Origin of the sequence: Roseovarius sp. (genome assembly GCF_027019125.1) — a bacterium.
In the GTDB taxonomy this organism is placed as follows: Bacteria; Pseudomonadota; Alphaproteobacteria; order Rhodobacterales; family Rhodobacteraceae; genus Roseovarius.
Map to the genome: position 1 here is coordinate 520352 of NZ_JALUXE010000034.1, position 11229 is coordinate 531580.

General features: G+C 61.2%; 7 protein-coding genes and 1 pseudogene. 4 read left to right on the forward strand and 4 right to left on the reverse strand.

Annotated features, from left to right (window positions below):
* Nucleotides 1–6 precede the first annotated feature (6 nt).
* Nucleotides 7–2514, forward strand: a complete 2508-nt coding sequence (gene infB / locus MVC20_RS18870) for a translation initiation factor IF-2 (RefSeq protein ID WP_297544204.1) — start codon at nucleotides 7–9, stop codon at nucleotides 2512–2514.
* Between the two features lie 405 nt (nucleotides 2515–2919).
* Here infB and mutT read toward each other — a convergent pair whose 3' ends face one another.
* Genes mutT through MVC20_RS18885 form a run of 3 tightly spaced genes read right to left on the reverse strand, consistent with a single transcriptional unit; the run spans nucleotide 2920 to nucleotide 5399 of the window.
* Nucleotides 2920–3318 (reverse strand): 8-oxo-dGTP diphosphatase MutT, encoded by a 399-nt coding sequence (gene mutT / locus MVC20_RS18875; protein WP_297544207.1) that lies wholly within the window; start codon nucleotides 3316–3318, stop codon nucleotides 2920–2922.
* Nucleotides 3315–4544: a bifunctional glutamate N-acetyltransferase/amino-acid acetyltransferase ArgJ gene (gene argJ, locus MVC20_RS18880; protein ID WP_297544209.1), complete on the reverse strand. Its 1230-nt coding sequence runs from the start codon at nucleotides 4542–4544 to the stop codon at nucleotides 3315–3317. The genes mutT and argJ overlap by 4 nt, the downstream gene beginning before the upstream one ends.
* A 3-nt stretch (nucleotides 4545–4547) precedes the next feature.
* Complete coding sequence (locus tag MVC20_RS18885; protein ID WP_297544211.1) at nucleotides 4548–5399, reverse strand: peptidylprolyl isomerase; 852 nt, start codon at nucleotides 5397–5399, stop codon at nucleotides 4548–4550.
* Nucleotides 5400–5591: 192 nt separating this feature from the next.
* On the opposite strand from MVC20_RS18885, the gene secA reads away from it, so the two are divergent.
* The 3 genes from secA (at nucleotide 5592) to MVC20_RS18900 (ending at nucleotide 10940) form a co-directional block, all read left to right on the forward strand.
* On the forward strand, nucleotides 5592–8288 hold the full coding sequence (gene secA, locus MVC20_RS18890) for a preprotein translocase subunit SecA (RefSeq protein WP_297544212.1): 2697 nt from the start codon (nucleotides 5592–5594) through the stop codon (nucleotides 8286–8288).
* A 95-nt stretch (nucleotides 8289–8383) separates the two neighbouring features.
* Nucleotides 8384–9358: a hypothetical protein gene (locus tag MVC20_RS18895; protein ID WP_297544214.1), complete on the forward strand. Its 975-nt coding sequence runs from the start codon at nucleotides 8384–8386 to the stop codon at nucleotides 9356–9358.
* Between the two features lie 25 nt (nucleotides 9359–9383).
* A complete protein-coding gene (locus MVC20_RS18900) occupies nucleotides 9384–10940 on the forward strand; it encodes a phosphate ABC transporter substrate-binding/OmpA family protein (RefSeq protein WP_297544216.1) in 1557 nt (518 codons plus the stop codon).
* Between the two features lie 6 nt (nucleotides 10941–10946).
* Here MVC20_RS18900 and MVC20_RS18905 read toward each other — a convergent pair.
* Nucleotides 10947–11108 (reverse strand): annotated as a pseudogene (locus MVC20_RS18905) (JAB domain-containing protein); the annotation flags it as partial.
* Between the last annotated feature and the right edge of the window lie 121 nt (nucleotides 11109–11229).

Here is an 11229-nt window from a genome sequence, read left to right on the forward strand (position 1 = left end):
AAGACTATGAGCGACAACGACGGAAAGAAACCTTTGGGGGTGCGTGGCGCAGGTTCCCGGCCGGGGAACGTGAAGCAGAGCTTTAGCCATGGCCGGACCAAGAACGTCGTGGTGGAAACCAAGCGCAAGCGCGTCGTCGTGCCCAAGCCTGCGGCAGCCGCGACCGGCGCTGCGGGTTCTGCAACGTCTTCGGGTATTACCAGCGCGTCCAAGCGTCCGGCAGGGATCTCTGATGCAGAGCTGGAGCGCCGGATGAAGGCGCTCGCCGCAGCCAGAGCGCGCGAAGCCGATGACGCCGCCCAACGCGAGGCGGAGGAAAAGGCACGCGAAGAAGAACGCCTGCGGCGTCGCGAAGAGGCCGAGGCCAAGGAACGCGAACAGCGCGAAGCCGAGGAAAAGGCCCGCGCCAGAGAAGAAGAAGAGGCCCGCCAGAAGCGCGCGGCCGAGCAGGCCGCGCTCAAGGCTGCGGCCTCGGCGGCAGAGCCGGACGCAGCCCCCGTGGCGGCGCCTGCATCGCGTGCGCCGGCGCCCAAGGTCGCACCGGTGGCGCGCAAGCGCGAAGAAGACGATCAGCAATCCCGCCGGGGCAAGGCGCGCGGCGGCGAGGATGCCCGTCGCGGCGGCAAGCTCACGCTGAATCAGGCTCTGGCCGGGGGCGAAGGCGGCCGCCCGAAATCCATGGCTGCGATGAAGCGCAAGCAGGAACGCGCCCGTCAAAAGGCTATGGGTGGTTTGCAAGAGCGCGAAAAGATCGTGCGTGACGTGCAACTGCCAGAGACCATTGTCGTGTCGGAGTTGGCGAACCGCATGGCCGAGCGCGTCAGCGATGTGGTCAAGGCGCTGATGCAGAACGGCATGATGGTCACGCAGAACCAGTCTATTGATGCCGATACCGCCGAACTCATCATCGAGGAATTCGGGCACCGCGTGGTCCGCGTGAGCGACGCGGATGTCGAGGATGTGATCGATCAGGTCGATGACAAACCCGAGGATCTCGCGCCTCGTCCGCCTGTGATCACCATCATGGGGCACGTCGACCACGGCAAGACTTCTCTTCTGGACGCGATCCGTGATGCCAAGGTTGTCGCGGGCGAAGCCGGGGGCATCACGCAGCATATCGGCGCCTATCAGGTCACGACCGACAGCGGTGCACTGCTGACCTTCCTCGATACGCCGGGTCACGCGGCCTTTACCAGCATGCGTGCGCGTGGCGCACAGGTGACGGATATCGTTGTGCTGGTGGTGGCCGCCGATGACGCGGTCATGCCGCAGACCATCGAGGCCATCAACCACGCCAAGGCGGCCAAAGTCCCGATGATCGTGGCGATCAACAAGATCGACAAATACGAAGCCAACCCTCAGAAGGTGCGGACCGATCTGTTGCAGCACGAGGTGATCGTCGAACAGATGTCGGGCGATGTGCAGGACGTCGAAGTGTCTGCCGTCACCGGGCAAGGTCTGGACGAGCTGCTTGAGGCTATCGCGCTTCAGGCCGAGATTCTCGAACTCAAGGCCAATCCGAACCGTGCCGCCGAAGGTGCCGTGATCGAGGCCCAGCTTGACGTCGGCCGCGGTCCGGTTGCGACCGTGCTCGTCAAGAAGGGCACGCTGCGTCAGGGCGACATCTTTGTCGTGGGCGAGCAGTATGGCCGCGTGCGGGCGCTGATCAACGATCGCGGCGAGCGCATCAAAGAGGCTGGCCCCTCGGTGCCGGTCGAGGTTCTGGGCCTCAACGGCACGCCCGAGGCTGGTGACGTGCTGAACGTCGTCGAAACCGAAGCACAGGCACGCGAGATTGCCGAATACCGCGCCAATGCCTCCAAGGAAAAGCGCGCTGCCGTCGGTGCAGGCACGACCCTGGAACAGCTTTTGGCCAAAGCCAAGGAAGACGAGAACGTCAAGGAACTGCCCATCGTCGTCAAGGCGGATGTGCAGGGCTCTGCCGAGGCTATCGTTCAGGCGATGGAGAAGATTGGCAACGAAGAGGTGCGCGTGCGCGTGCTGCATTCGGGTGTCGGCGCCATCACCGAGTCTGACATCGGTCTGGCCGAAGCATCAGGCGCCCCGGTGTTTGGCTTTAACGTCCGCGCCAATGCGCCCGCGCGCAATACCGCCAACCAGAAGGGCGTCGAGATCCGGTACTATTCGGTGATCTACGATCTCGTCGACGATGTGAAAGCGGCGGCAAGCGGTCTCTTGGGCAATGAAATCCGAGAGAAGTTCATCGGTTATGCCAAGATCAAGGAAGTGTTCAAGGTCACGGGCATTGGTCGCGTGGCGGGCTGTCTGGTGACAGAGGGTGTGGCACGGAAATCTTCGGGCGTCCGTCTCTTGCGCGATGACGTGGTGATCCATGAGGGCACGCTCAAGACGCTCAAGCGGTTCAAGGATGACGTCAACGAGGTTCAGTCCGGTCAGGAATGCGGTATGGCCTTCGAGAGTTATGACGACATCCGTCCCAACGATGTGATCGAGATTTTCGAGCGCGAAGAAGTGGTGCGCACGCTGGCCTGATCAATTGGGCCAGACAAAACAAAGGGGCGGCCCCAAAGGGCGGCCCCTTTTCATGTCAAGGACGTTAACGCGGACGAAACGGTTTCAGGCGGTGCGCTGTTCCACAGGGCGACCAGAGTAAAGCTGGTTGCCAACTCTGACCTGCATCAAGCCATTGCTGAGAAGTCGAACGAATATTCCCTGAATGGAAACACAAGATCCCAACTGAACAGTTCGCAGCATGTCATTCCCCCCGAAAGTAACAAGCCTGTTAAGGTTGTAAGAGTATTTCCATATTTGATGAAAAAGATACTAGCCATTCGCATAGTGTCGAATTTTTTTGCAGCTACCAAAAACCTGCCGGGTCGCAGGCGCAAAACGATTGACAGTGGGGAATTTAAGGGGGGCGAAATACTGGTTTGCGCGTCAGAGCCAGTCGCGCAAGATGGGTATCAGCGGAATATCTGCTGGCGGCATCGGGTATGATCGAAGGTCCGCCGCGCGCACCCATTTGAGCGCTTGCCCCTCGCGCCCCTGTACGATTCCCTCCCATTTGCGACAGGCAAAGAGGGGCATCAGCAGATGGAATTCAGGGTAGGAGTGGCTGGCAAAGGTCAAAGGGGCCAAGCAACTGGCCCATGTGTTGATCCCCAGCTCTTCCTGCAACTCCCGAATCAGCGCCACTTCCGGCGTCTCGCCCGGCTCGACCTTGCCGCCGGGAAATTCCCAGAGACCGGCCATGGATTTGCCCTCCGGCCTCTGGGTCAAGAGAATACGACCGTCCACATCAATCAGCGCGACCGCCGAAACCAGAACGGTTTTCACGACCGGTAATCCGCGTTGATGTCGATATAGCCATGCGTCAGATCGCAGGTCCAGACGCGAGCGGTGCCACCGCCAAGACCGAGATCGACATGAATGACAATCTCCTGGCGCTTCATGTAGGCGGCGGCAATGGCCTCGTCATAGCTTGGGCTGACAAAACCGTCCTTGGCCACCTGCATGTCGCCAAACCAGATCGCGAGCAGATCGCGGTCCGCCCGCGCACCGGATTTGCCGATCGCCATTACGACGCGCCCCCAATTGGGGTCTTCACCCGCGATGGCGGTCTTGATCAACGGCGAATTGGCGATGGCCTTGGCGTGAACATGCGCCTCTGAGTCCGAGGCGGCTCCGGTAACGGAGATTTCGACGAATTTCGTCGCGCCCTCGCCGTCTCGCACCACCTGATGCGCGAGGTCGAGCATGACGCGGCGCAGCGCCTCCATGAAGCCCATGCTGTTTTCGGTCACACGGATGCCAGAAGCGCCGGTGGCAGCAACCAGGAGCGTGTCAGAGGTCGAGGTGTCACTATCCACGGTGATGCAGTTAAAGGTCGTGCGATTCAGCGCGCTGACCATGTCCTGAAGGATTTCTTGATCAATCGCGGCATCGGTAAAGATATAGACCAGCATCGTCGCCATATCGGGCGCGATCATGCCAGAGCCTTTGGCGATCCCCGCTATATGCACGGCCTGCCCGTCGATCGTCACCACCTCGGAGGCGCCTTTGGGAAAGGTGTCGGTGGTCATGATGGCGCGGGCTGCGGTCTCTATCGCGTGGGGCGACAGGGCTGCGGCCAGATCATCGAGCTTGTCGATGATACGCTCATGCGGCAGCGGCTCGCCGATCACGCCGGTCGAAGAGGAAAAGACGCGGCTCGCGGGGATGTCCAGCGTCTTGGCCGCCGCCTCGGTGATGGCCTGCACCGACTCGGCCCCGCGCCGGCCGGTAAAGGCATTGGCATTGCCCGAGTTGACCACGATCGCGGCACCAGAGGCTGAATCGCAGCCGATCTTGTCCTGACAATCCAGCACCGCCGCAGAACGCGTGGCAGAGCGGGTAAAGGCCCCGGCAATCGCAGTTCCGGGTGCAAGGCTGACCAAGAGCACATCGGTGCGGTTCTTGTAGCGCACCCCAGCCTCTGCCGTGGCAAAGCTCACGCCAGCGATCACGGGCAGTTCAGGGAAACCCGCCGGTGCAAGCGGGGAAAGCGGCGGTTTGGCACCCATGGCTCAGTTCTCCAGCAGATCGGTTTGGTTGATGATGGCGGGGTCCATCGCGGTCGTATCTGTGCGCGTCACGTCGGTAGCGGCCTCGCGCGCGGCGATATAGGCGTCAAAGTCCTCTTGGCGCAGGATGTTGGTCAACTCGTCGCGCACGGTGTCAAGGGTAGGACGCTCCTTGACGCGGGTCTCGTTGAGCTTGATCACATGCCAGCCAAACTGCGTTTGCACCGGGGCCGAAACGGCGCCCACCTCAAGTGCTGCAACAGCGTCAAAGAACTCGGGCACCATCACGCCGTCGCCGAACCAGCCCAGGTCACCGCCAGACGGGCCAGAGGGGCCTATGGAGTGCTCTTTTGCAAGCTCAGCAAAGTTCGCCCCACCCTCCAACTCGGAAACCAGCTCTTGCGCCGCTTCCTCGGTCTCGACCAGAATATGAGCGGCCTTGTACTCGGTTTCCTCCTCGGCTCCGGCATATTGCGCCTCATAGGCCGCTTGCAGACGTTCTTCGGTCATGTCGGCGTTGACGACATCCTCGGCCACATCGGCGGCCAGAATGGCGCGGCGCTCGTTCTCGAGTTGCAGCGCTGCGGCGCGCGACATCTCGCCCTCATGCGCCTGGCTCAGCAATTCCTGCTGGATGAGTTGATCGAGCACGCCTTTGAAGAGCACTTCGGGGGGCACCTGATCATATTGCGAGGGCAGCACCGCCCGCACCGCCAACATATGCCCAAGAGTGATGTCGGTGCCGCCCACGGTGGCCATCACCGTATCGGCATTCGGGGTGTCCTGCGCAAAGGCCTGTGCGCCAAGTGCAAGCCCGGTCACGAGGGCTGTGGTCGAAAGCAGGGGGCGAAACATGAAATCATCCTTTGGTGGGGCCCGCAGAGCGGGGGTGCGCGGGTGCGCAGCGTTGACACTCAACCGGCTGGCCCTTACATCGCCTTGAGACCAAGGCAGAACCGCCGTCTTGCGCCCCGTTTTAGGGGGACGCGACAAGAGGGGCAAGCGGTTGCCTGCCACGGATAGGCAAAACACCGGAACGGATAAAACATGTTGGGTATTGGAACGGTCGCCAAAAAGATCTTCGGCACCCCGAATGACCGCAAGATCAAGGCGACACGCCCGCTGATCGCAAAGATCAACGCGCTGGAACCCGAATATCAAGGCCTCAGCGATCAAGCACTGATAGACAAGACCAATGAGTTCAGGGCTCGGATCGCCGGAGGCGAGAGCCTCGATGCCCTCCTGCCCGAAGCCTTTGCCAATTGCCGCGAGGGCGCGCGCCGGGCCTTGGGCTTGCGCGCGTTTGACGTGCAGCTCATGGGTGGGATTTTCCTGCATCAGGGCAACATTGCCGAGATGAAGACCGGTGAAGGCAAGACGCTGGTCGCAACCTTTCCCTCCTACCTCAATGCTCTGTCCGGCAAAGGCGTGCATGTGGTTACGGTCAACGATTATCTTGCCAAACGTGACGCCGAATGGATGGGCAAGGTCTTTGCCGCGCTCGGCATGACAACTGGCGTGGTTTACCCTCAACAGCCCGAGTCCGAGAAAAAGGCGGCCTATGCTGCTGATGTGACCTATGCGACCAATAACGAACTCGGCTTTGACTATCTGCGCGACAACATGAAATCCTCGCTCGAGGAGATGAACCAGCGCGGGCATAACTTCGCCGTGGTCGACGAGGTGGACAGTATCCTGATCGACGAGGCGCGCACGCCCTTGATTATTTCCGGGCCCAGCCAGGATCGCAGCAGCCTCTATCAGACGATCAACGCTTTGATCCCCGAATTGCAGGACGATCACTACAAGCTGGATGAAAAGACCCGCAACGTCACCTTCACGGAAGAAGGCAACGAATATCTCGAGAACCTGCTCGTTGCGCGGGGAATTCTGCCCGAAGGACAATCGCTCTATGATCCCGAAAGCACGACAATCGTGCATCACGTCAATCAGGGGCTGCGCGCGCACAAGCTGTTTACCAAGGACAAGGATTACATCGTCCGCGGTGGCGAGGTGGTCCTGATCGACGAATTCACCGGCCGGATGATGGCCGGGCGCCGCCTGTCGGACGGGCTGCATCAGGCAATCGAGGCCAAGGAAGGCTGCTCCATTCAGCCTGAGAACGTCACCCTCGCCTCTGTTACCTTTCAGAATTACTTCCGCCTCTATGACAGGCTGTCGGGCATGACCGGCACCGCCCTGACCGAAGCCGAGGAATTCGGCGAAATCTACGGTCTGGGTGTGGTCGAAGTTCCGACCAACCGCCCCATCGCGCGGATCGACAAGGATGATGCCGTCTATCGCACCGCGCGCGAGAAATACGAGGCCATTGTCGCCGCCATCCGCAGCGCCAATGAAAAAGGCCAGCCGACGCTCGTGGGCACGACGTCCATCGAAAAATCCGAAATGCTGAGCAAGTTGCTGACCGATGCCGGTATAGCGCACAACGTGCTCAACGCGCGCCAACATGAAAAAGAGGCCCAGATCGTTGCCGATGCGGGCAAGCTGGGGGCGGTCACGATTGCTACCAACATGGCGGGACGCGGCACCGACATCAAGCTGGGCGGCAATGTTGACTTCAAGATCATGGAGGCCATCGCCGCCGCGCCCGAGGCTGACCCGGAAGACATCCGCAAGCGGATCGAGGCCGAGCATGCCGCCGACGAAGAGGCGGTCAAGGCCGCGGGTGGGCTCTTTGTCCTTGCCACCGAGCGACACGAGAGCCGTCGGATCGACAATCAGCTGCGGGGCCGTTCTGGCCGACAGGGTGATCCGGGCAAATCGGCCTTCTTCCTCAGCCTTGAGGACGATCTGATGCGCATCTTCGGCTCTGAGCGGCTGGAGAAGGTGCTGGCAACACTCGGGATGAAAGAGGGCGAAGCGATCATTCACCCTTGGGTCAACAAATCGCTGGAGCGCGCGCAAGCCAAGGTCGAAGGGCGCAATTTCGACATCCGCAAGCAGTTGTTGAAATTCGACGACGTGATGAACGAGCAGCGCAAGGTGATCTTCAAGCAGCGCCTCGACATCATGCGCGCCGAGGATCTCAGCGAGATCGTCAAGGACATGCGCGGCGAGGTGATCGACGATCTCGTCGATCAATACATGCCGCCCAAGACCTACGCCGACCAATGGGATACCCAAGGGCTCTATGCAGCCGTGATCGAAAAGCTGAACATGGATCTGCCGGTGATCGACTGGGCCGCCGAGGAAGGTGTCGATGACGAGGATATCGTCGAACGGCTTGAAAAGGCCGCTGACGAGATGATGGCCGCCAAGGCGGCGCAGTTCGGTCCCGATACCATGCGGATGATCGAGAAGCAGGTTCTCTTGCAGACGATCGACGGCAAGTGGCGCGAACATCTCCTGACGCTCGAGCATCTGCGCAGCGTCGTCGGCTTCCGCGGTTATGCACAGCGCGACCCGCTGAACGAATACAAGAACGAGGCGTTCCAACTCTTCGAGAACATGCTCGACAGCCTGCGTATGGATGTGACGCAGAAACTGGCGCAGATCCGACCCATGAGTGAGGCCGAACAGCAGCAGCTCATGCAGGAACTTGCGGCTCAGCGCGCCGCAATGATGGCGGCGGCGGATACAAGCGAACCGCCGCAGGTGAATGAGAACGCTGCCCCCGGCTTTGACGAGAATGATCCCGCAACATGGGGCAATCCGGGCCGCAACGATCTTTGTCCGTGTGGATCCGGCAAGAAGTTCAAGCATTGCCACGGGCGGCTGGCCTGAGGTCGCCCGCCCGATTGACACCCATTCCCCGCCATATGGGGGCCATTTTTGAACAGTAGCTTCCCCGTGACAATTGATGTGTCAGGGAGAGTGGTATGTTCAAGGCCAGACGTTACATCACCGCAGGCGGCACGCTCGCCTGTGCATTGGGAATAGGCTATTTCATGCAGGCCGGGGCACAGAGCCCCGCGGCGGGCGTCGAACTGGCCTCCTCCCCGGCTCTTGAGGCCCCGGTTGAGATCACCCAGATTGAGCTGACCTCGGCTGAGGCGGTGCCCCCAATGACCGCGCCAGAGCCCGTGGCCCTGCCTGCCGCCCCTGTGACGCTTGCCGTGGCAGAAGAGGCCCAGCGGACCAACACGTTGCCCAGGGAAGAGGTCGCGCCAAGTTTCGCCTGTGACTATGTCATGCAGGCCCGCGCACAGGCCGCTGCCATGGTCGAGGTGACACTCAGCGCGCCCTGCCAGCCTAACACCGGATATACGTTGCATCACAACGGCATGATGTTCACAGCTGTGACCGATGATCACGGCGAGAGCACGTTGAGCGTGCCCGCTCTGGCCGAAGCGGCGGTGTTCATCGCGGCCTTTGAGGATGGACAGGGGGCCATTGCCACCGCGACCGTGGATACCTTGGCGCTTTATGACCGTCTTGTCGTGCAGTGGCGGGGTGGTGATGCGCTGCACTTGCACGCGCTCGAATTTGGTGCGGAGTTTGGCGAGGCAGGTCACGTCTGGGCCGGTGCTGGTCAGGATACGACACGCGCACTCAAGGGCGAGGGCGGATTCCTCACCTCTCTGGGTGAGCGTGAGATGGATCACGCGCTACGCGCCGAGGTCTATACATTTCCCACCGGGGCCTCATCTCGGGATGGCATCGTCCAGCTGCAGGTCGAGGCCGAGGTGACAGACGCCAATTGCAGCCGCGATTTCGAGGCGCAATCCATCGCTACCGGCGCGAACGGGCTCGAAGTGCAGGATATCGTGCTGGCAATGCCCGATTGCGAGGGGACCGGCGACTTTCTTGTGTTGAAAAACCTGTTCAATGACCTGAAGATCGCGTCCAACTGAGGCGCGGTCTTGCAGGGGGCGAGCTATGACAATTCTGCGTGCGGCGATTATCGCCGCACTTTGGTTTTTGGCCCAGCCGGGCGTTGCGCTAGCACAGGATGTCACGCTGCGCTCTCATGACGGCGCGGTTGAGATTTCTGGCAATCTTTTGGGCTTTGATGGTGAATTTTACCGTGTAGATACGATTTACGGCGAGTTGACGGTCGATGGTTCGGGCGTGGCTTGCGAGGGGCCGGGCTGTCCGGATCTGGAACATTACGTGGCGCGGTTGGTGTTCTCCGGGGCACCTACGATTGGCCGGGTGTTGATGCCCGCGTTGATCGAGGCGTTTGGCATCCGCGGTGGTTACGAAGTGACCCGCGAAGACATAAGCCCGCAAGAGTTGGTTTTTACGCTGCATCAGGGCGACGGTACGCTGGTCGGTGAATTCGTCTTTCGTTTGACCAATACCGATGAGGGCTTTGCCGATCTTCTTGCGAACGAGGCCGACATTGCCCTGACCCTGCGCGAGGCGCGACAGGATGAGATCACGCGCGCACGCGAGGCGGGATTGGGCAACCTGATGGCGCCGGGACAGGTGCGGGTGCTGGCGCTTGATGCCCTTATTCCCGTGGTCGCACCAAGCAATTCGGTTCAGGGCATCAGTCTTCGGGAATTGGCGCAGGTGCTGTCGGGCGAAATCACCAATTGGGTCGCTTTGGGGGGGCCAGATGCGCCCATTGACGTGCATCTCTGGGACGCGAGCACTGGCATAGGCCAGGCCAGCGTCGATCAGGTGCTGCGCCCCGATGGGCGGGACGTTATCGCCAACGCAGTGCGGCATCCCGACGGCTCCGCATTTGCCGAAGCGGTCGCGCGCGATCCCTTCGCGATTGGACTGACAACACGCTCGGAGCAGGGCGACACCTGGGAATTGGCGCTCACGGGGGACTGTGGCTTTGCCCTCAGCGCCACGCGCCGCGCGGTCAAGACAGAGGATTATCCGCTGACGGCGCCCCTCTTCATCTATTTGCCCGCGCGACGGCTGCCGAAGCTGGGGCGAGAATTCGTGACCTATCTGCGGGATCCCTCGGCGCAGTTGGTGATCCGGCGGGCAGGCTTCGTTGATCAGACCCCCGAAGAGATCGAGATCAACGCGCAAGGCGACCGATTTGCCAATGCAATTGCGCAGGCCGGCGCAGAGGTGGGGCTGGAGGAATTGCAGCGCATGGTGCGGGTGCTGGGGCCGCTCAAGCGGTTGACCACCACCTTCCGCTTTGAAGCGGGCTCGATCCGGCTTGACGCGCAATCGCGCTCGAATGCCGAGCAACTGGCGCGGGCGATGGAACTGGGCCATTACGATGCGCGGCGCTTGGTCTTTGTTGGCTTTTCCGATGGGGATGGTCCGGCTGGCACCAATCGCGACATTGCCCTGCGCCGGGCCGAAACCGTGCAGCGTGCCGTAACGCGCGCCGCCGAGACCGCAAATCTGGAGCGGATCGGTCTGGAGTTGGATGCCTTCGGCGAGGCGATGCCGATGGCCTGCGACGACACCGCTTGGGGGCGGCAGGTGAACCGGCGCGTCGAGGTCTGGGTGCGGTAACGCAGCTCAGAGATAGCCTGCAGAGCGAAAGCTGACCTCAGAAGATTTGCCAATCACGATATGGTCATGCAACGTCAGGCCAAGCGCCTCGGCGGCGGTCTGCACCTGTCGCGTCATGTCGATATCGGCGGCAGAGGGTGTGGGATCGCCCGAGGGGTGGTTATGCACCTTTTGTGCCCCGTTTTCTTATGTGTCCTGCCGTCAAGATCGGTTGGTCTTTCAATGGCTTGTGGACCGAACTCGAACACATAACGGCGCATGCCTGCTGGCATTGGGTGTTTCTGGTTTT

Excerpts from the sequence above, each read along its gene's own strand:
- argJ (WP_297544209.1), bottom strand. The coding sequence starts at position 4,544 with ATGGGTGCCAAACCGCCGCTTTCCCCGCTTGCACCGGCGGGTTTCCCT.
- MVC20_RS18895 (WP_297544214.1), top strand. The coding sequence starts at position 8,384 with ATGTTCAAGGCCAGACGTTACATCACCGCAGGCGGCACGCTCGCCTGT.
- infB (WP_297544204.1), top strand. The coding sequence starts at position 7 with ATGAGCGACAACGACGGAAAGAAACCTTTGGGGGTGCGTGGCGCAGGT.
- secA (WP_297544212.1), top strand. The coding sequence starts at position 5,592 with ATGTTGGGTATTGGAACGGTCGCCAAAAAGATCTTCGGCACCCCGAAT.
- MVC20_RS18885 (WP_297544211.1), bottom strand. The coding sequence starts at position 5,399 with ATGTTTCGCCCCCTGCTTTCGACCACAGCCCTCGTGACCGGGCTTGCA.
- MVC20_RS18900 (WP_297544216.1), top strand. The coding sequence starts at position 9,384 with ATGACAATTCTGCGTGCGGCGATTATCGCCGCACTTTGGTTTTTGGCC.